This is a genomic window from Arthrobacter sp. B3I9 (genome assembly GCF_030816935.1).
Lineage (GTDB): Bacteria > Actinomycetota > Actinomycetes > Actinomycetales > Micrococcaceae > Arthrobacter.
The window spans coordinates 3,423,821-3,444,568 of the sequence record NZ_JAUSYO010000001.1 but is presented as its reverse complement, the minus strand read 5'-3'; the positions used below and the strand labels follow the sequence as shown (position 1 = coordinate 3,444,568).

Annotated in this window: 16 protein-coding genes; 6 read left to right on the top strand and 10 right to left on the bottom strand. The window is 67.0% G+C overall.

The features are described from left to right. Positions 1–62: 62 nt before the first annotated feature. Entirely contained in the window at positions 63–1,457 is a 1,395-nt protein-coding gene (locus QFZ65_RS15905) for an FAD-binding oxidoreductase (RefSeq protein ID WP_306911662.1), read from the bottom strand. Between the two features lie 190 nt (positions 1,458–1,647). On the opposite strand from QFZ65_RS15905, the gene QFZ65_RS15900 reads away from it, so the two are divergent. Beyond that, positions 1,648–2,493, top strand: coding sequence for an SDR family NAD(P)-dependent oxidoreductase (locus QFZ65_RS15900; protein ID WP_306911660.1), 846 nt, complete (start codon positions 1,648–1,650; stop codon positions 2,491–2,493). Positions 2,494–2,572: 79 nt separating this feature from the next. On the opposite strand, the gene QFZ65_RS15895 is transcribed toward QFZ65_RS15900, so the two are convergent. From QFZ65_RS15895 to QFZ65_RS15870, 6 genes are all read right to left on the bottom strand, one after another. After that, positions 2,573–3,553 carry a diguanylate cyclase domain-containing protein gene (locus QFZ65_RS15895; protein WP_306911658.1) on the bottom strand — a complete coding sequence of 327 codons (981 nt, stop codon included), beginning with the start codon at positions 3,551–3,553 and terminating at the stop codon, positions 2,573–2,575. Between the two features lie 144 nt (positions 3,554–3,697). Next, complete coding sequence (locus tag QFZ65_RS15890; RefSeq protein ID WP_306911656.1) at positions 3,698–5,827, bottom strand: bifunctional diguanylate cyclase/phosphodiesterase; 2,130 nt, start codon at positions 5,825–5,827, stop codon at positions 3,698–3,700. Between the two features lie 231 nt (positions 5,828–6,058). After that, the gene (locus tag QFZ65_RS15885; protein WP_306911655.1) at positions 6,059–8,383 is read right to left on the bottom strand and encodes an EAL domain-containing protein; all 2,325 of its coding nucleotides are present in this window, start codon (positions 8,381–8,383) and stop codon (positions 6,059–6,061) included. Between the two features lie 200 nt (positions 8,384–8,583). Then, positions 8,584–8,823 (bottom strand): hypothetical protein, encoded by a 240-nt coding sequence (locus tag QFZ65_RS15880; protein ID WP_306911653.1) that lies wholly within the window; start codon positions 8,821–8,823, stop codon positions 8,584–8,586. Then, positions 8,816–10,252 (bottom strand): flotillin family protein, encoded by a 1,437-nt coding sequence (locus QFZ65_RS15875; RefSeq protein ID WP_306911651.1) that lies wholly within the window; start codon positions 10,250–10,252, stop codon positions 8,816–8,818. The genes QFZ65_RS15880 and QFZ65_RS15875 overlap by 8 nt, the downstream gene beginning before the upstream one ends. Before the next feature lie 245 nt (positions 10,253–10,497). Continuing rightward, positions 10,498–11,427: an HNH endonuclease gene (locus QFZ65_RS15870; RefSeq protein ID WP_306911649.1), complete on the bottom strand. Its 930-nt coding sequence runs from the start codon at positions 11,425–11,427 to the stop codon at positions 10,498–10,500. A 54-nt stretch (positions 11,428–11,481) separates the two neighbouring features. Here QFZ65_RS15870 and QFZ65_RS15865 point away from each other — a divergent pair, with 54 nt between their 5' ends. Further along, a complete protein-coding gene (locus QFZ65_RS15865) occupies positions 11,482–11,661 on the top strand; it encodes a hypothetical protein (RefSeq protein WP_306911647.1) in 180 nt (59 codons plus the stop codon). A gap of 581 nt (positions 11,662–12,242) precedes the next feature. Here the strand turns inward: QFZ65_RS15865 and QFZ65_RS15860 are convergent. Next, positions 12,243–12,710: a DUF4383 domain-containing protein gene (locus tag QFZ65_RS15860; protein WP_306911646.1), complete on the bottom strand. Its 468-nt coding sequence runs from the start codon at positions 12,708–12,710 to the stop codon at positions 12,243–12,245. Between the two features lie 152 nt (positions 12,711–12,862). On the opposite strand from QFZ65_RS15860, the gene QFZ65_RS15855 reads away from it, so the two are divergent. Beyond that, the gene (locus tag QFZ65_RS15855) at positions 12,863–14,179 is read left to right on the top strand and encodes a DUF6350 family protein (protein ID WP_306911645.1); all 1,317 of its coding nucleotides are present in this window, start codon (positions 12,863–12,865) and stop codon (positions 14,177–14,179) included. A gap of 20 nt (positions 14,180–14,199) precedes the next feature. Here QFZ65_RS15855 and QFZ65_RS15850 read toward each other — a convergent pair whose 3' ends face one another. Then, positions 14,200–14,631 (bottom strand): hypothetical protein, encoded by a 432-nt coding sequence (locus QFZ65_RS15850; protein ID WP_306911644.1) that lies wholly within the window; start codon positions 14,629–14,631, stop codon positions 14,200–14,202. 39 nt (positions 14,632–14,670) lie between these two features. Between QFZ65_RS15850 and purN the strand changes: the two genes are divergently transcribed. Beyond that, entirely contained in the window at positions 14,671–15,243 is a 573-nt protein-coding gene (gene purN, locus QFZ65_RS15845; protein WP_306911643.1) for a phosphoribosylglycinamide formyltransferase, read from the top strand. 495 nt (positions 15,244–15,738) lie between these two features. Next, positions 15,739–17,220, top strand: a complete 1,482-nt coding sequence (locus QFZ65_RS15840; protein WP_306911642.1) for an exosporium protein — start codon at positions 15,739–15,741, stop codon at positions 17,218–17,220. An 89-nt stretch (positions 17,221–17,309) separates the two neighbouring features. Here QFZ65_RS15840 and QFZ65_RS15835 read toward each other — a convergent pair whose 3' ends face one another. Next, positions 17,310–18,662 (bottom strand): MFS transporter, encoded by a 1,353-nt coding sequence (locus QFZ65_RS15835; protein WP_306911641.1) that lies wholly within the window; start codon positions 18,660–18,662, stop codon positions 17,310–17,312. A 147-nt stretch (positions 18,663–18,809) separates the two neighbouring features. On the opposite strand from QFZ65_RS15835, the gene purH reads away from it, so the two are divergent. Beyond that, entirely contained in the window at positions 18,810–20,495 is a 1,686-nt protein-coding gene (gene purH, locus QFZ65_RS15830) for a bifunctional phosphoribosylaminoimidazolecarboxamide formyltransferase/IMP cyclohydrolase (RefSeq protein WP_306911640.1), read from the top strand. Positions 20,496–20,748: the final 253 nt, after the last annotated feature.

Below are 20,748 nucleotides of genomic sequence, written 5' to 3'. Positions count from 1 at the left end.
ACCAGGTCGGAGGCTCTCCCGCAGTTAACGCCCCGGACACGAACCAGCCGTGGGTAAGGTCCTCAATCCGGCTTGATGTTCTGGTTGAGGGTAAAGACGTTCGTCGGGTCGTACTTGCGCTTCAGTGTCTTCAACCGGTCGTACTTGGCCGCCCCGTAAGCCTGCCGGATCCGTTCCTCGCCCTCTTCCATGAGGAAGTTGACGTAGACGCCGGTGTGGTGGGGTGCGAGCGCAGACCAGTAGTTGCGGGCCCATTCCCGCTCAGCATCGAAGTTGTCGGCCGTCTTGCTGTTGCCGTTGATGTTGAAGGTGAAGCCGGCTCGTCGGCCGTTGAACGCCGTGTCGCTGTCATCGATCCGCCCCACGGCTCCGCCCATTTGCCACATGGCGACGCTGGTGACGGGCGAGGAGATGCTGCTGCCGTGTTCGACGGCGACGTCAATGACGTCGTCGGTCAGTGCTGCGACGTCGCAGGACCGGACGTAGTAAGACCAGCCGTGCGGGAAGGATGGATCGAACATCATCTGATGCTCCAGATACGGCTTCGGCCGGCAGAAATCGAGCACGGGCGAACCGAATTCCTTCAGAGGCCGTAGGACTCTTTCGCCGTCCTCGACGGGGCCCGTGTAGCAGGCGACGATCGCCACCACGTGCTTGCCGACCAGGTCCGGCGGGACGATCGGCAGCGCCGGCGCCCTCCGCTGCACGGCGATCGTCATGAGCTCGTCGGGGGCGTGCGCGATCCAGTCGCGGTAAAACCTCAGCACTTCCGGTGCATTTTCCATCGGCCAGAAGACCGGGCCCGCCATGACGTAGGGCCCTACAGGGTTGAGGCGGAACTCGAACTCAGTGACGATGCCGAAGTTCCCCCCACCGCCCCGCACGCCCCAGAACAGGTCTGCGTTCTGCTCTTGGCTTGCCCTGACCAGCTCGCCGTCGGCGGTGATGAGGTCTACGGACAGAAGCTGGTCAATGGTGAGTCCGTACTTCCGCATGACCCACCCGATGCCGCCGCCCAGCGTCAGGCCCGCCATGCCGGTATGCGTGACTATTCCTGAAGGAACAGCGAGCCCGAACTCCTGGGTAGCGCGATCCAGCTCGCCGAGCAGCACTCCCGCCTGGACCCGTACCGTTCCCTCCGAGGGATCCACGCGGATCCCTTTCATCGCCCCGAGGTCGATGACCATGCCGCCGTCGCAGACGGACAGCCCCGGGAAGCTATGGCCGCCTCCACGCACGGCGACCAGCAGATCCTGCGAGCGGGCGAGCCGGAGTGCGGCGCGGATATCTGCGGCGCCGGTGCATCGCGCTATGATGGCGGGATGGCGATCAATCGATCCGTTCCACACCCTGCGAAGCTCGTCATAGCCGGGATCATCCGGACGGTAGATGTCGCCCCGGAAGGTCCTGTGTAGTTCGTCGACAGCACCGCCGTCGATCTCCGTGCGCTGTGCCATGGCCTCACGGCCTCTCTCTCCTGGGAGCAGATTCCCACCGTTCAGGGGAACTGGCAAGAGGGAAATGGAGACCAGCGGTGCCGGCAGGGATGCGGCCGGCTGCCTGCGGAAGCAACGGCCGGACGGGGAACATTACCCGGCCGGGCGCCGTTGTAGGAACGGCAACCGCTTCCAACCAAAGGGACACTTCATGACCGCACGGACCATCGTCATCACGGGAGCCAGCGACGGCATCGGCGCGTCCGCCGCGCGGACTCTCAGCCGGCAGGGGGAGCGGGTCGTCGTCGTCGGGCGCTCCGCCGAGAAGACCGAACGGATCGCCGGCGACATCGGGGCGGACTACTTCGTGGCCGACTTCGCCGAGCTGGCGCAGGTGCGCGAGCTCGCGCGGCAGCTGAAGGAGACGTACCCGCGGATCGATGTCCTGGCAAACAACGCCGGCGGGATCATGGGCCCCCGGCAGCTCACCGCCGACGGCCACGAAAAGACCTTCCAGGTCAACCACCTGGCGCCGTTCTTGCTCACGACGGAGCTGATGGACGTGCTAACGGCCAGCAATGCCACCGTGATCAACACGTCGAGCGCGGCCAACGGCTTCGGCAAACTGGACCTCGACGACCTCGACTCGGCGCGCAAATACTCCACCAACCGCGCCTACGGCACGGGCAAGCTCGCGAACATCCTCTTTACCACCGAGCTGAACAACCGCTACCGTGCCCAGGGAATCGCGACGGCGGCCTTCCACCCGGGCGTGGTCGCCACGAACTTCGCCGCCGAGTCCACGAGCCCGATGCGGCACGCGTACAAGACCTTCCTCAACCGCTTCCTGCTCAGCCCGGAGCAGGGAGCCGACACGCTCGTATGGCTCGCTACCGCAACGCCCGGCAAGGACTGGATCTCCGGCGCGTACTACGCAAAGCGGGCCCTCGCGAAGGCCAACAAGCAGGCGTACGACGCCGAGCTGGCCCGGGCGCTGTGGGAGCGCAGCGAGGCGATGGTGGCGCAGGACTTCGACAAGCTGGATTCACCGGCCTGACGAGCGGGCCTGGACAGGCTGATTTGGACGGGCTGGCGCGGAGGGGCTGGCGCGGCCCCCGGGCCGGGATGCCTCGCTCCTAGCTCAGCATCTCCGGGCGGAACCGCAGCCAGGTGTGCTGCCCGGTGGCCCTCGCCGCCGTCAGGGCCGCTCCCGCCTGCCGCAGGAGCTCGGCACCGTCCTGCGTCTGCGGGGTTCTGGAAGCCAGGCCCATGCTGACCCCGGGCCGGACGACGGACCTGCCGACGCGCATCGGCGCGGATACCGACTCTGCGATCCTCCGGGCCGCCGCGTCCGCATTGAGGCATTCGGTCAGGAGCACCACAAACTCGTTGCCGCCCAGCCGGGCCACGGTGTCGTGCGGCCGGACGCAGTTCCACAGCCGGCTGGCGACTACCACCAGGAGCTCGTCGGTCAACCGGCCCGGTATGTCGTTTGAGCTCTTGAGGTCATCCATGTTCAGCAGCAGCACATCCACCGGGTCCGGGCGGCGCAGCGCGGCGGCCAACCGCTCGTTGAACAGGTTTCCGTTGGGTAGCGCCGTCAGTTCGTCGCGCAGCACCCGGGCCCGCAGCTGGTCTTCCCGGTTGGCAAACGCCGCCGGCGCTGCCGGAGCCGCCGCCGGAGCCGGCGCGGCGGGAGTCCAACGGGGGTGGGCCGTGCCGCGGACCGACAGCGCGACGGCAGGCCCAGCCTGAGAAACGGCATTCGCGCCGGTTCCGCCGGTTCCGCCGTCGTCGGTGGGGCTGGTGCGGGAGGGGAGCGCAGAGCACGTTATCTCCACCGGCACCTCTGTGCCATCCGCGCGGCGCCCGAAGCCGGCGAAGGGCTGCCCGGAGCGGCCCGCGCTGGAGCCGAGGCCCGCGAGCACATCATGGAAGTCCTGCCGGGACGACTCAGCGAGCAGCAGGCTGGAGTCGGTGCCCAACAGCTGGGATCGGGAGTAGCCGAAGAAGTCCTCCGCGGCCGCGTTCAGGAAGGAAATGGATCCGTCGGGGGCGAGCAGCAGCAGCGCATCCGGGCCGTGCTCCAGGAGTATTTGTGCGAATCCAGATTCCAAAGGTTGCCCTGTCCCCAAAAGCGTCGACGATATGTTGCAGGCGCCAGGCGGAGAACACCGAGGACTGCGCTGCCTGCATCATATGGTGTGCACCGCGCCGCTGCGTGTTCCGTCCCAGGCCAGGAGAAGGTGTCGCTGCGGCCGCTACCCGTTCAGCGGGACGCCGTCCAGCGCGGCAATGGCCGCCACGGACCTCCGCACCGCATTTTGCCGCTCGCATTCGGGCACCGGCCGGGAGAAGAACAAGTAGCCCTGCAGGGCATCGCAGCCGTGCTCCAGCAGGTAGCGGGCCTGGGCCGCGGTCTCGATACCTTCGGCAGTGACCTTCAGGCCGAGGCTGTGGGCCATATAGATCATGGACGTCAGGATCGGGAGCTTCTCCACCCCGGTCTGCAGCATGGAGACAAAGGACTTGTCGATCTTGACCACATCCACCGGCAGGTCCTGCAGCCGGCCCAGGGACGAGTACCCAGTTCCGAAGTCGTCCAATGCCACCCGGATTCCGGCCGCACGCAGGCTGGCGAGCTGGGAAATGACGTGGGTGTCGGCGTCGAAGAAGACACTTTCCGTCACCTCCAGCACCAGTTGGTGCGGATCCACGCGGCTCCAGGCTGCAATGTCCAGGACGCGCTCGGCGAAGTCACGGTTCTTGAGCTGCACGCCGGACACGTTGACGGCGAGGCTCCGGAAGGAATCCGCAGCCAGCCACGGCTGCAGTTCGGAGCAGCTGCGCCGCAGGACCTCGGCGCCGATATCGCGAATCAGGCCGCTGCGTTCGGCGGTCTGGATGAAGCCGTCGGGGGACATCAGGTGTCCGCCCCAGTCCCAACGGGCCAGGGCCTCGAACTGGACCACCTCGAGCCGTTCCGTGGAGATCACCGGCTGGTAGTGAACGGTGATCTGGCTCAGCTCCACGGCGCGCCGCAGCCCGGACGTCAACTGCGTGCGTTCGAGCAGCGCCGCGAGCATTTCCGGCTGGAAATGCACGTAGCAGTTCTTGCCGGCTTCCTTGGCCGCGTACATGGCGAGGTCCGCCTGCCGGAGCAGTTCGGTGGACGTCGTCGACCCGTCGTTACGCGAAGCAACGCCCAGGCTCAAGCTTGGCCGCACCATGGTGCCCTCGATAGAGGTCGCGGCGTTGAGGGCGCTCAACACTCGCTGCGCGACGGCGTCGGAGTCCTGGCAGCCGACCAGCAGGACCACGAACTCGTCCCCGCCCAGCCGGGCCACGGTGCCGTGCGGTCCGACGCAGTTCTGCAGCCGCCGGGACACTTCCACAAGCATCTCGTCGCCGGCGTGATGGCCCAGGACGTCGTTGATCTCCTTGAAGTCGTCCAGGTCCAGCAGCAGCACATGCACCGGCTCGGGCGTGAGCAGGGCCGCGGATACCCGTTCGTGGAAGAGTGTCCGGTTGGCAAGGCCGGTCAGCGGATCCTGGAAGGCGAGTTCCTTGAGCTTGTCCGCCTGCTCAGCCAGTTCCTCCATGGCCTGCCGGGCCTGGTCCTGGGCGCGGCGGCGGGAAGTGACGTCCCGGAAGTTCCAGATCCGGCCGATGATTGTGTCTGCGAGCTTCTGCGGGCGCGAGTACAGTTCCACGGTGCGCCCGTCCTCGAATTCGAGCACGTCATGGCTCTGCATGGTCGGGTCCGCGTAGAGCGCCGCGACCTTTTCCCGGAATTGCTCGGGGTGGACCAGTTGCCCGGCGATGAACCTGATCAGCGCCGTTGGGTCCTCGGCTGCCACAATGTCAGCCGGCATGCCCCACATCCTTAGGAACTGGTCATTGATTCCGGTGATTTGCCTTTCGGAGGAGACCACCACGATCCCGTCGGCCGTGGTCTCCAGCGTGGCGTCCAGAAGCGAGACGGCCAGGCGGCGGCCGGAGTCGGCGTCGTTCCGATGGCTCCCGTTCCGGATGGCGACCGCCATGCCGGCTCCGGCCCCGGCGTCGAGCGTCACGAGCGAACAGGTGACCTCCAGAGTGATCTCGGTGCCGTCCCGGCGGCGGCCTACCGCCGCAAAAGGCTGCTTGCCGGTCCGGCCGCCGCGGCCCAACAGGCTGAACAGGCGCAAAAATCCGCCCCGCTCGTCGTCCGAGAGCAGGACGGTGTGGTGGACGCCGAGCAGCTGCTCCCGGGGATAGCCGAAGAGGGACTCGGCGGCGGCATTCACGTAGGCGATGGTGCCGTCTGCAGTGAGCAGCAAGAAGGAATCTGGACCCTGCTCGAGCAGGGTCTCTTCGAACCCATTCCCCACGGTGATTCCGGCCTCCATTAGCGGCGGTCATGTAGACGGATCCCAGCGGCGACACCGTGGGCAATACTTATCACTGATCATAGGGTTCCCCGGCCCGCTGTCCAGCATCCTGGGCCTGCTTTTTCGGAATGGCAGGACAGATCGGCGGGAACGGCCGGAAGGGGCGTGGTACGGAACGGCCGGTACGCCGTCGGAAGTGGGGCGGTACGCCGTGCTGGACGGCCGGGACGCCGTCGGAAAACGGGCGGGTCAGCGGTTGCCGGACACCCGGTCCCCCCGCAGGGCGGCGAAAGCGGCGACCGAGCGGGCGATGGCCGGCTCCAGCAGGGGCCTCGGTTCCGGGCGGGAAAAGAGGAACCCCTGCAGTGAATCGCATTCCAGCTGGAGAAGATATTTGGCTTGCTTCTCGGTCTCCACGCCTTCCGCCGTGACGGTCAAGCCCAGGCCGTGGGCCATGCTGATCATCGAACTGAGGATCGGCAGTTTCTCCGCACCGGTGTGGATCATCGAGACAAAGGACTGGTCGATCTTCAGGGTGTCCACCGGGAGGCCCTGGAGCCGGCCCAGCGACGAATAGCCGGTGCCGAAGTCGTCCAGGGCTACGCGCACGCCGGCCTTCCGGAGGGCCACCAACTGCTGGATCACGTGGCAGTCGTCGTGGAAGAACACGCTCTCGGTGACCTCCAGGACCAGCTGACGGGGGGCCACACCGCAGGATTCCGCTACGGCCAGCACCACCTCGGCAAAATCGCCGTGCTGCAGCTGCACCCCGGACACGTTGACGGCCAGCGACCGCGCCGCATCCTCCGCGAGCCAGGACTTCATTTCCCTGCATGCCGTGAGCAGGACCTCGGTGCCGATCTCCATGATCAGGCCACTGCGCTCCGCGACGGGGATGAACTGTCCCGGCGGCACGAGTTCACCGTCGCGTTCCCAGCGCGCCAGAGCCTCGACCTTGAGGACGGCGTCGTGCTTGGCCAGCAGAATCGGCTGGTAGTGCACGCCGATCTGGCCGCTGTCGATAGCCATCCGCAGCCCGGCTTCCATCTCGGTGCGCTCCACGAGGGCCGCCATCATCTCCGGCCGGAACCGCAGGTACCGGTTCTTTCCGGCAGCTTTTGCCGCATACATGGCGACGTCGGCCCGCCGCAGCAGTTCGGAAGCGTCCACGGTCTCCTCGCAAAGCGAGGCCAGCCCCAGGCTGAGGCTGGGCCGCAGCATGGTCCCGTCAATCCACAGGGGCACCTTCAGGAACTCGACGATCCGCTCGGCGGCAGCCCCGGCGTCGGGCGAACCGACCAGCAGAATGACGAATTCGTCACCGCCCAGCCGTGCAACGACGTCGTCCGGGCGGACACACGCGCGCAGCCGCCGGCCCACCTCGACCAGCAGCTGGTCACCGGCGTGGTGGCCATGGATGTCGTTGACTTCCTTGAAGTCATCCAGGTCCAGCAACAGGACGTCGACGGCGGTCCCGCTGGGCCCCTGCAGAGCAGCGGCGAGACGTTCGTTGAACAGCTGCCGGTTGGAGAGGCCGGTCAGGGGGTCCTTGAAGGCGAGGGCCTTGAGCTGCGCGGCCTGCTCGGCCAGGTCCGCCATGGCTTGGGTGATCCGGTCCTGCGCGGTCCGGGCGGGCGAGACGTCCCGGAAGCTCCAGACGCGCCCCACCACCTCATCCGCTACGAGTTGCGGGCGCGAATAGCGCTCGAATGTCCTGCCGTCCCGGAAGTCCAGAACGTCGTGGCTTTCCGCCGCGGGATCAGCGCGGACAGCCTTGACTCTTTCGATGAACCCGGCGGGATCCACCAACTGGTCCAGCGCGAAGTCCAGCACCGCCTCTGCATCCCGGGTGGCCAGCAGCTCCCGGGGAATACCCCACATGGAGGTGAACCGGTTGTTGACGCCCGCGATCTGGCCATCGCGGCTGACCACGAGGATGCCGTCCGCGGTGGACTCCAGCGTGGCCGACAACAGTGACATCGCTGAGCGCAATTCCGAGTCGGCCTGCAGCCGGCGGGAGGTGTCCCGGACCAGAACGGCGACGCAGACGTCGTCGTGGGGGTGCGCGGGTGGGGCTGCGGTGGTGCCTGGGTCTGCGTCGGTTCCCGGGGCTGGGTCGGTGCCTGGGTCTGCGTCGGTTCCCGGGGCTGGGTCGGTGCGCGGGTTTGCGTCGGGGCTCGGCCAGACGGGGGCCACGAGTGAGCAGGTGATTTCCGCTTGGAACTCTGAGCCGTCACGGCGCAGGCCGTAGACCTCGACGGGCGGAAGGGCACCGATGTCGGCATCCCGTCGGAGGGCGGAGAAGAGCCGGTGGAAACTGCTGCGGAAGCCTTCCGCCACTACCATCCGGTGGTCCTGGCCGACGAGTTCTTCGCGGGTGTAGCCGAGCATTCGTTCCGTGGCGGCGTTGACCATGCGGATGGTGCCGTCTTCGCCAACCACCAGAAGAGCGTCCGGACAGGACTCCAGTACGGCCTGGGAGGAGGGGGCAAGGCTGATCACCGGATTGGCACCCGCGGCGTCGCGTGAAGAACCCACGGAAGCGGCCGCGTCCGTGCGTCGCTCCGCGCTCATGCGACCACCCGAACGGTTATGTGAGACCAATATTTCATTTACTTCCTCCCCACAGCAAATCATAGGGGTGACGTGCGACAGTGCCGTGCAACGACGTGCATTGCGTCAGCGCATTTGACGCCTGGGCACCGGTGCAGCCTTGGTGTGCCCGGAGACGCCAAGTGGCACAGGCCCATGAAACCTGAAACGCGCAGCGGCGGCTAGCCGCTTTTGAGAACGTCCGGTAGTTCGTCGACGTAGACGGTCTGGGGCGGCTCGTAGTAGATGACCAGCACTTCCTCGCCCACGGCGTACACACTCGTCTTGTCAAAAGGGTGGGCATGGAACGCGCTCGTGCCACCCCGGTACGGCAGCATCACTTCACCGATGGTGCCCGGTCCGATCCGTCCCGTAACCCGGGCAATCTTGCCGGTGAGGCTCCGGTCGACGTCCCTATGCACTTGGGACTTTCTGCGGCCGCTTGGAGTCCTCCCTGCCGTTCCGCAGAGCGGACCTGAGGGCCGGGAGGTAGTCGCCCACCTGGGCGAGGATGCCGCCGATCATGCGGTTGACGCCTTCCCCGCCGTTGAGGACGGTGAGCTGCCCGACATGGGCGAAGGGCTCGGCTGCTGCCGCGATGATGGACGGCATGCTCTCGGCCAATTGCTGCGAAATGACCGCGTCCTGGTTGGTTCCCAAGGCTTCGGCGCGGGCCCTGATGCCCTCCGCCTCGGCCAGGGCTTTGGCTTTGATGGCGGAAGCGGTGGCGTCGCCGCGGGCCTTCGTGGCTGCGGCCTCCGCTTCGCCGGTAACTTTGGTGGCGCCGGCCGCCGCGGCTGCCGCCGTCGCGTTCGCCTGGGCCTGCAGTTCAGTCCGCCGGGCGTTGACCTGCGCTTCGAGTTCGGTGCGCCGTGCCAGCGCTTCGGCGGCGCTGATGTCGGCCGACTTCTGGCCTTCGGCGTCGGTGCGCTTCGCATAAGCCTTCGCGTCGGCGGGCTTGCGGATGGTGGTCTGCAGTTTCTGTTCCTCGCGGTCCGCCTCCAGCTTGGCCACCTCTGTCTCCTGCACCACCACCTGCTGGCGCGCCGTCGCGTCGGCAAGCGGGCCGGCCTGGGCAGCGTTGGCCTTCGCCCGCTCGGCGTTGGCCTGCGCCACCGACTGCCGGATTGCCGAGACGCTCCGGGCATCGGCGATCAGTGCCTCCGCCTCGGCTTCCTTTTCCGCCGCTTCCCGGTTCCTGGTGGCCTCGGCGATGCGGGCTTCCATCTTCACCTGGGCGATATGCGGCTTGGCGATGTTCTGGATGTAGCCCGTGGGATCCTGCAGGTCCTTGATCTGCAGCGAATCCACCACCAGGCCAAGCTTTTCCATTTCAACGCCGCTGGCGCTGCGGACCTGCGAGGCGAGCTTGTCGCGCTCGCGGATGATTTCCTCCACGGTCATGCTGCCGATGATGGAGCGCAGGTGCCCCTCGAAGACGTTGTACACCTGGCTTTCCATCTTGGGCTGCTGTCCGAGGAAGCGGCGTGCGGCGTTGGCGATGAATGCCGGGGCGTCACCGATCTTGTAGATGACCACGCCCTCGACGATGACTTGGATGCCCTGGGAGGTGACGCAGGAAACCTTGAGTTCGGTTTCGTTCAGGGTCAGGGACAAGGTCCGGACGGTCTGCAGCCCCGGCAGCACGAGCGCCCCCTTGCCGGTCACGATCTTGAAATCCATGCCCGCCCGGGTGTCCAGGGTGCCCCGGGTCAGACCCGAAATGATGAGCGCCTCGTTGGGCTCAGCCACCTTCCACATCAGTTTTGTGGCAATCCAGATGACGGCGACCACGAGGATCGCTGCGATGATCGTGGTGATAAGCGGCAGAAATGCTGACACGTCAGGCATAACCAGGTCCTTTCACGGTGCTGGAAAAGGGTCTGCGACAAAGCCCCCAACGATGCCGCGGATAGAACCCGGCTGGACTTGTGAGCGGTATACGGGGCCGCCAAGTCAGCTGTTGTAGACAGTCTGAGTGGCTGTTTGTCCGTAAGTCCATAGCCGGAAGAGAATATTTTTCGGCCAGCGACGCCGGGATTCCCGGGCTTCCGCCGGGGAACCTCTGGGGGTCTCGGGGGCGGCCCAAGCGCGGGTTAGTTTCCCAGGATCCGCCGGGCTTCGCGCTGGGCTTCGAGCTCCTCGGGGGAGACGAAGCTACCGCGCAGGTAGCCGGCCCCGCCGATGATCCGGCGCAGTTCCGCCACCGTCCGAGGGGTGCCGACGCCCTGGTGGGCCATCGCGTGGCAGTTGGGGCAAAGCGGCACGAGGTCCGTGATGGGATCCAGCTCATAAGTACCGCCGAGCTGGACCACCGGCACGATGTGGTGGACCTGGATGAAATCCATACCGATTTCGCCATACGTCAGCTCGAAGGAGAAACCGCAGGCGGCGCAGCTGGTGCCGTGGCGGGCAAGGCAGGCCCGCCGGGCATCCTCGTCCCGTTCATAGCGGTTCGCGAGGACACGCACGACAGCGTCCTGCGGGTGCGTGCCGGGGACGGGCTGAGTGGGATCCGGACCGGGCAGGGGTCCGGACTCGCGCCAAAGGCTCCGGATGAGCGCCTCATCTGCCGGCTCGACCTGCAGCCCGGACCCCTGAAGGACGTCCCACGCGATCCCGGGGACGGCGCGGTGGAGGAGATCAAAGGGGACCTGCTCACCGAGGGGGAGGAGGGCATCGAACGCTACGAGCACGGTCGCCTCCTGAGCTCCTGCCCGCACCGGTTCGAAGTGTTCCCCTGGCTCGCCCGGTAAGGGCGCGCGGCGCTGCCGGGGCGCCGACGGGCCCGCAGGCACGACTGCCGGTTCGGGGTGTTCTGAGACGACGACGCCGTGGCCGATCAGCCCGCCGGCGTGGCTCCCTTGGAGGACCAGCCAGGCATCAGTTCCGGCGGCGATATTACGGTGCCCGCCTACGCCCCAGCGCTCCACGACCAAGCCGGTCGCTGCGACGTGGGCCACCGCGGCGGGGTAGCTCCAGCGGTTCCAGTTCTCCGGGTCCCATCCCAGGATGATGGCTGTCATCTGGCCATTCTCGCAGGAGTGAAGAGCAGTAAAATTAACCTAGAGGTGTTGGACATGACCGGATCCATTGCAGTCCTCTTGATCATCCTGGCAGCGGTGACCCTGTTCGGCGTCGTCAGCACCGTGGTGGTGGTTATCCGCGACGGGCGCAAACAGATTCCGCCTGAGAAATCGGAGCGCCCCTGGACAGCGGGCAACCTGCCCAGCATGCCGTACTCGCTCCTGCGGTTCTGAGCCCGCCTCCGCGTTGCCGTGGACGTGAGTCTATGGTCTCCGCGCACACGATTCGCCGCGGATGGCCGCTATGCCGGGCTTGAAAGCGACCCTTTTCGGCAAACGGCCGTAGCTCCGCCGCTCCGTCCGGGTGGCGGGCGGCCGTTTGCGGCAAACCGTCGAGCCGCGTCGTCCTTCTATCGAGCCGATGGGCCGAAATGCGCCATTGGAGCTGCAGGTTGCGCGATTGGTCGGAAGTGGCCGCAACGCGGGGCTTTAAAGCGACCGTATGCGGCAAAGTGGCGGCGTCGTGCTGCGCGATTGGTTGGAACTGGCCGCAAAAAGCGAGGCGGGTGCGCGATTGGTCGGAAAATGGCCGCCATGCCGGGCTTGAAAGCGGCCGGATGTGCAAAGCGGGCACAGTTCGCGCCGTCGACCGCCCGACCGCCCGCGAGCGACCGACCGCCCCAGCGCCCCAGACATCAGGAAGCTGGTGCAGCCGCTGCGTTTCCGCGGGACGCCTACACCAGCAGGTAGTACGAATTTTCAGATTGCTATGAAACGTTACTCATTCGCGGCTCCCTATATCCCGGTTGTCTGAATTACCGGGTCCCTGCGTCGTCAGCCAGATGCCGTGACATAAGCCAACCGACGCCAAGCATCACTAAGCCCAGCACCATCAGGGTCCAGTTGTCCGCGGTGTTCAGCGACAGGAAATTAGCTGCCGACCCCACGCCGACGATTAGCCCGTAAATGCTCAGGACGATGTACAGCAGGCCGAAGCCCATGAGGTAGTTCCTGGCGCCCATCGCGTTCCGGGACATGCCTACGCCCGTGGCACCGATCACGAGTTGAACGATGTTCAGCAACATAGACACCTGGAACAGGTTCAGGAACATGGCCCTGGAATCGGGTCCGAAGAACCTCAGTTCGCCGTACTGCGTGGTGATGCCGGGGATGAACCCCAGGATGCCCACGACCATCAGGACGATACCCACACCCATGCCGACATTCTGAACATCAGTCCGTCCGAAGTGAACGCCATGTGCGTGTGGAGATGCGGTGGTCATTTCTGCCTCCAACCACTGATTGCGGACACCTACAATTTTACGGCGGCCCTCCGGAAAAAGCGCCGCCAAGGTCCTGCCGCCCGCCGGAATTCGGGTCCTTTTGAGCCTGTCGCAACGGCCGCGGGCGGCCTCCCGTGGCACGATGGATCACGATGAAACTGCGCGCTGATCAGACCGGAGAACGTGGACTTCCCATGCCCTTGTGGCTGCAGGGGGCCCTCGAGTCCGCCCAGGCGGCTGTCATATCGGCCCTCGTGGTGGCCGCGCCGATCATCGCGGTGTGGGCCACAGCCGGTTTCCAGAACAACGGCGCCGACGTCCTCGCCCGGCTCGCCGGCCAGGCGTGGCTGCTGATCCACGGCGTTCCGTTGCTGCTGGACACCGTGGGTTCCGGCGCCGCGGCCCAGCCGGAGTCCGGCGTCCTCTCGCTGGTCCCGCTGGGGTTGACCCTCATCCCGTTCCTGCTCGCCTGGCGTGCAGGCCGCCGCCTGGCCCGCGCTTCTTACACGGACCAGCTCTGGCAGGCGCTGCTCGGTTCCTGGCTGGTCTACGCCGGCTTCGGGCTCACTACAGGCTTCATCTGCCGCACGTCCGACGTCGGCATCGGCCTCTGGTCCGCCGCCCTCGCCCCGCTGGTACCGTTCGCGCTCGGCATGGTGGTCGGCGCCCGCCGGGAGGCCGGTTCGTGGAGCCGGCTTATCGGCGTCGATGCGGTGGACTGGCTGTCCCGGACCAGCCAGCACTCGCGCTGGGCCGGTTCCTACCTCGGCTCGGCGATCAAGGCGGGCTATCTCGCGCTGATGGCGAGCCTGGCGATGGCCGCCGCGCTGCTCGCCGTCGACCTTTTCATCCACTGGAACCTCGTCATCGCCGTCTATGAAGCGCTCGACGCCGGAGCCGTGGGAGGCGCGGCCCTCACCGTCGCGCAGCTCGGCTTCCTGCCCAACCTCGTGGTGTTTGCGCTGGCCTGGATCTCCGGCGGCGGGTTCGCCCTTGGGGTGGGCTCGCAGGCGGGCGCTCTGGGCACCGCGGTCGGCCCGCTGCCCTCCATCCCGGTCTTCGCGGCCCTGCCTGCAGGCTCGCTGGACTACGGCTTCGCCGCCCTCGTGGTGCCGGTGCTCGCCGGGACCCTGGCCGGCTGGTGGTTCCTGCGCGAGGGCGAAAACCACTTCGACGAATGGCTGTCGATCAAGATGCATGCCCGCTGGTTCACCGCCGCGGCCTCGACCCTTGTCCTGGGGGTCATCGTCGGCGGCGTCGCCGGGCTGCTCACTGCGGGACTGGCCTGGCTGGCCCGGGGCTCGGCCGGCATCGGGCGCCTGACCGAAATCGGTCCGGACCCGCTCCGGACGGCGCTGTTCGTGGCCGCCGAAGTGGGGATCGGCGTCGTCGTCGGCTACGCGGCGGGACCCTGGCTGGAACGCCAGCAGGATCTGCACGAAGCGGACCTGGAACCGGCCGCCCGCTAGGGCTCCCAGCTAGGGGCGGCTTAGCGCAGCTGCACCGGCATTGAGTTTTGCAGCTGCGTGCGGCACTGGGAGGCAGCCTGCTGGGTGAGGGCCTGGCGGGCGCACTGCTGGTAATCCCGGACTTGGTTGAAAAATACCGCCGAGGATGCGACCAGCAGCACCTGCACCGCCGCGACCACGAGACCGCTGATCGCGCCGATCAGCACGAGCCGGGTTTCTTTGAGCTTCGCCGCCCGGACCAGCACCAGAACGCCGAGTACGATGGCGGCCGCCGTCAGGATCGCGCTCAGCCAGAGGTAATCGATGGCCAGCTGGTACACGAAGAACGATCCCAGGACCACCACGATGAAGGTGCGGAAAAGATTCTGCGTCCGCACCTGCGAGGTCTTGGCCGCGTCGCTGGGCGGACGCTGGGTCCGCTGGCCGGCGTCGGAGCCGTTGGAAGAATTCATGTTTTCCAGCCTACGCGAGCAGCCCCATAAGCTAGGACAATGCGCATCGTAGTCCTCGTTTCCGGCACCGGCTCCAACCTCCAGTCCGTCATCGACGCCGTGAAAGAGGGAAAGCTCGACGTCGAAATTGCCGCGGTTGGGGCGGACCGGCCGGGGACGTACGGGGTGGAGCGCTCGGCCGCGGCGGGCATCCCTACCTTCGTGGTGGACTTCAAGGCCTACCCAGACCGGGCAGCCTGGAATGCTGCGCTAACCGAAGCTGTATCCGCGTACCAGCCGGACGTTGTCGTGTCCTCGGGCTTCATGCGGATTGTCAGCGCCGACTTCATCGATGCCTTCGGCGGCAAGTACCTCAACACCCACCCTGCGCTGCTGCCGTCCTTCCCCGGAGCCCACGGCGTGCGCGATGCGCTGGCGTACGGCGTGAAGGTCACCGGCTGCACCGTGCACTGGGCCGACGCCGGCGTTGACACCGGCCCCATCATCGCGCAGGAGGCCGTGGCAATCGGCGACGGCGAGACCGAAGAGTCCCTGCACGAACGCATTAAGGTAGTGGAGCGCCGGCTGCTGGTATCCACGCTGGCCTCACTCGCGGCCGAGCACCGGGCCTGACCCTTCCCGCCTGACACTGTCCGGCCGTGTCCCCCGGTTGAGCTATCACTCTTTGCGCCTCTGCCCGTCTTGAACGACCCGAGGTGAGAGAGCAACGTGGGCGGGGCCGTAGCCGGGCTCATGTCCACCGTTTCAGGGGGCCAAGTACCGGGAACTGTCAATAAGCGAGTACCGACTATCAGAAGACAAGTATCTTCACCGAGAATGCCAGTATCAAATTCCCCGACATTACGCTGGTTGGCCTGAAGTTCAACAAATAGTCTGGCGCCCTCTTCGTTTCATTTCTCGCTATCAGGGGTATCCATGCCTAAGTTCAGCCTTGCCAAAACCAGTCCCAAAGTCCTTGGTCTTACTGCCGCGCTCGTTCTAGGAACGGGAGCTGTTACTGCCGCGTACGCAGTGTCGGCGACGCCCGGCGCCGGCCAAATCAGTGGCTGTTACAACATAAACAACGGCGGTCAACTCCGGGTCCTCGGCCCCGGCCAGACGTGCGATTTGAAGAAGGAAACGCCGGTCTCCTGGAATCTGCAGGGGATCCAGGGCCCGGCCGGGCCGGCGGGCGCGGCGGGCGTCCAAGGTGAGAAGGGCGGGACTGGTGCCACGGGCGCTCAGGGCGAGAAGGGCGACGCTGGTGCGACCGGTGCCACGGGCGCTCAGGGCGAGAAGGGTGACACCGGGGCCACGGGTGCAACGGGTGCCCAGGGTGACAAGGGCGAGAAGGGTGACACCGGGGCCACGGGTGCAACGGGTGCCCAGGGTGAGGTTGGTGCAACGGGTGCCCCGGGTGACAAGGGCGAGAAGGGTGACAGCGGGGCCACGGGTGCAACGGGTGCCCAGGGTGAGGTTGGTGCAACGGGCGACAAGGGCGAGAAGGGTGACACCGGGGCCACGGGTGCAACGGGTGCCCAGGGTGAGGTTGGCGCAACGGGTGCCCAGGGTGAGGTTGGTGCAACGGGTGCCCAGGGCGACAAGGGCGAGAAGGGTGACACCGGGGCCACGGGTGCCACGGGTGCCCAGGGCGAGAAGGGTGACACCGGTGCCACGGGTGCCCAGGGCGAGAAGGGTGACACCGGTGCCACGGGTGCAACGGGTGCCCAGGGCGAGAAAGGTGACACTGGCGCGACCGGTGCCACGGGCGCTCAGGGCGAGAAGGGCGACACCGGTGCCACGGGCGCGACCGGTGCCCAGGGGGACAAAGGTGAGAAGGGCGACGTCGGAGAAACCGGCGCGACAGGTGCTCAGGGTGCCCAAGGTTTGATGGGTCTCCTTGGCCTCACTGGTGACAAGGGCGACAAGGGCGACAAGGGGGACAAAGGAGACGTAGGAGAACCCGGCGTTATGGGACCAGTTGGACCGCAGGGGATCATCGGTCTTACAGGCGAAACCGGCGCAACGGGTGCCCAGGGCTTGATGGGCCTTATGGGTCTCACGGGTGCCACCGGTGAAACCGGTGCGACGGGCCCCATGGGTCCGATGGGCCTTCAAGGCGAAACCGGAGCCACAGGAGCGGTAGGCGAGAAGGGTGACACCGGAGCCACAGGCCCCCAGGGCGAGAAGGGCGACACCGGGGCAACCGGTGCCCAAGGTGAAAAGGGCGACACCGGGGCAACCGGTGCCCAGGGCGAAGCTGGAGCGACCGGACCTCAGGGCGCCACCGGCCCGGCGGGTCCTGTTGGGCCGGCCGGCGCTCAGGGCGTGAAGGGCGATACCGGCCCCGCGGGCCCCAAGGGTGACACTGGCAACGCAGCGTCCAGCAGCGTCAGCGTGGTGCCGAATAGCGGCACGGGGCTGATCGTTACAGCGACCTGCCCCGTAGGCAAGGTCGCCGTCGGTGGAGGCTTCTCATCCTTGACGACCGGCGGCAACCAGGTTGTGATCAGCCAACCGGCAGGTCCGCTAGTCCAGCCCACCGGCTGGTCCGTCACCCAGACGAGGAGCAACACCCTCCTCACGGTCTACGTGACCTGCATCCAGTAGGCCCGCACCAGGAATGCCCTATCACTTGTGGTGCTTTCAAGACCTCGGAGGCAACTACACGTGATAGGGCATCCGGGCGTTTCTCGGGCCTAGCCGAGGCGGCGCTGCTTGGTCTCGGGGGAGAAGAAGGCCATCCACAGCACGGAGACCAGCACCAGCCCGCCGGCGAGGGCGAACGACGTCGCGAGTCCCAGTTCGGGCCACAGGATGGCCGCAAAGATCAGCGGGCCGAAGCCGGCGCCCAGCCGGGAAAAGGTCGAGGCCCAGCCGAAGCCCGAACCGCGCAGCTCCGTAGGGTACAGCTCGGAGACGTAGGCGTACAGCACGGGGATGGCCACCTGCACCACGAAGCCGAACACCAGCAGCCAGAACACGGCCGCCGTCGGGATGTCCACCACGATCGCCACGACCACAAGGGTGAGCGCGGAAAGGGGGCCGGTGATCGCCAGGATCCATTTCCGGCCCACGCGCTCCACCAGCAGCGCGGCCACCACCACTCCGAGGAATCCGACGGCGGCCATCGATGCGGTGGTGAGGAAGGCCTTGTAGTCCTCGAACCCGGCGCCGATCAGGATCCGCGGCATCCAGGTCAGCGACAGGTAGTAGACCAGCAGGATGCTGAAGAACAGGGACCAGGCCGCCGTCGTGATCTTCCAGTCGTACTTCCACAGCTGGGCCAGCTGCGTCCAGGCGCTGCCTGCGGAAAGCCGCGGGGCGTCCTGGGCCTCAGGGAGGCTGTAGGCGCGGGGCTCGGCGCCGGTGGCGTCGACCATGTCGTCGATGACCTTGGCGGCCTCCTCGCGGCGGCCCTTCCGGATCAGGAACAGCGGTGACTCAGGAACGCTGCGGCGGATCCAGAACACGAGCAGGGCCGGCAGTACCATCACCAGCATGGTCAGGCGCCAGTCAGCGAACGCCGCGATGAGGCCCGCGGAGACGAAGCCGCACAGGGCCGCGCCCACCGGCCACCAGCCGTCCATCGCTGTCAGGACCCGGCCGCGCTGCCTGCGGGGCGTGAACTCGCCCACGAGTGCGTAGTCCACGGGGATGCAGCCGCCCAGGCCGAAGCCGGCCAGAAAGCGGAAAGCGCAGAACCAGAGGAAGTCGGGGGAGAAGGCGCCGAAGACGGTAAACAGCGAGAAAATCAGCAGTGTGGCGGTGAACGCCTTCTTGCGCCCGATGGTGTCCGCGATGGTGCCCCAGACGAAGGCGCCCAGAGCCATGCCGATCAGGTTGGAGGCGCCGATCCACGCGGCCTCGCCCGGGCTGAGCTGCCAGTGCGTCGACAGCAGCGGAATGAGGATGCCGTTCAGGGTCACATCCCAGGCATCGAACATGAAGCCGAGACCCCCGATCAGGAAGATCCGCCCCTGCACTTTCCAGCGCCAGGGCAGTTCCTGGACCACCTGTTCGCCGCTCGGCACCGTGGTGTATGTGTTCATTTCCGCCTCCTAAGAAAACTCTACGTGGCCCCGGGCAGGCCGGGCGGCTTCACACTCCGGCGCGCGGAAAGCGCCGACGGCATGACGCGATAAACTGGCCGCATCCCACCACCCGCGGCCGCGCCGCGATCTACGACGGAGACTTTTGTGAGCTTTACGCAGCTTGACCGTGAATCCATCGACCGTGTCCCCATCCGCCGGGCCCTCATCTCGGTCTACGACAAGACCGGCCTGGAGGAGCTCGCCGCGGGCCTGCACGCCGCCGGCGTCAAGATCGTCTCCACCGGCTCCACCGCCAAGAAGATCGCCGCCGCCGGGATCCCCGTCCAGGAAGTCGAGGAGGTCACCGGCTCACCGGAAATGCTCGACGGCCGCGTCAAGACGCTGCACCCGCGCGTGCACGGCGGCATCCTCGCTGACCGCCGCGTGCCGGCGCACATGGAAACGCTGAAGTCGATGGAGATCGAGCCGTTCGACCTCGTCGTCGTGAACCTCTACCCCTTCGTCGAGACCGTGAAGTCCGGCGCCGCGCAGGACGACGTCGTCGAGCAGATCGACATCGGAGGCCCCGCAATGGTGCGCTCGGCCGCGAAGAACCATGCCGCCGTCGCCATTGTGGTGGACCCGTCCTCCTACGCTGCCGTGGTGGAGGCGGCCGCGTCCGGCGGGTTCGACCTGAAGACCCGACGCCGGCTCGCCGCCAGGGCGTTCGCGCACACCGCCACGTATGACACCGCCGTGGCCAGCTGGACCGCGAGCCAGTTCCTCGATGAGGACGGCGACGGCGTGATCGACTGGCCCGCGTACGCCGGCCTCGCGCTGGAACGCTCCGAGGTGCTGCGCTACGGCGAAAACCCGCACCAGCAGGCCGCCCTGTATGTGGACAAGGCCGCCCCCGCCGGCATCGCCCAGGCCGACCAGCTGCACGGCAAGGCCATGAGCTACAACAACTTCGTCGACGCCGACGCCGCCCTGCGCGCCGCCTTCGACTTCGCCGAACCGGCCGTCGCGATCATCAAGCACGCCAACCCCTGCGGCGTTGCGGTGGGCTCCGCCGATGCCGCGGATCCGATCGCCGACGCGCATGCCAAGGCGCACGCCTGCGACCCCGTCTCCGCGTTCGGCGGCGTGATCGCGGCCAACCGCACCGTCACCGCCGGCATGGCGAACACGGTCAAGGACATCTTCACCGAGGTCGTCATCGCCCCGGGCTTCGAGGACGAAGCTGTGGAAATCCTGTCCAAGAAGAAGAACATCCGCCTCCTCGCCCTGCCCGACGGCTACGGCCGCTACCCCTCGGAGATCCGCCAGGTCTCCGGCGGCGTGCTGGTGCAGGTAACGGACAAGGTCGACGCCGACGGCGACAACCCGGCCAACTGGACCCTCGCCGCGGGCGAGGCTGCCGACCCCGCCACCCTCGCGGACCTCGCCTTCGCCTGGACCGCGTGCCGTGCGGCCAAGTCCAACGCGATCCTGCTCGCTTCCGACGGCGCCGCTGTCGGCATCGGCATGGGCCAGGTCAACCGGCTCGACTCCTGCAAGCTTGCCGTGGAGCGCGCCAACTCGCTGGGCGTCACTGTGACTTCCGACGTCGACGCCGCCGGGGGAGCGTCCGGCGCTGACGCGAGCGGAGCGCCCGAGCGTGCCCGGGGTGCGGTGGCGGCATCGGACGCGTTCTTCCCGTTCGCTGACGGCCTGCAGATCCTGATCGACGCCGGTGTCCGTGCCGTGGTCCAGCCCGGCGGTTCCGTCCGGGACGAGGAAGTCATCGCCGCGGCCAACGCCGCCGGCGTCACGATGTACTTCACCGGAGCCCGCCACTTCTTCCACTAGGGGCTGCGCTCCGCGTGGGCCTGGTGCTTCACTCAGGCTTGGGGCTTCACCGCGCCGCCCTCGAGTGGACCGGCCCTACGGCACCACGAATGGACATGCCCTCCCGTTGCGGGAGGGCATGTCCATTTTTCGTGGCCGCGGCTGGACATAGTGGGACTATGTCCAGGCCCTGCCCGGAGCGTGGAGCATGCCCAGTGGTTGCCTGGTGCAGGGAGAGCATGTCCAGTCCTGGCGGGCATCAGGGCGGGACATG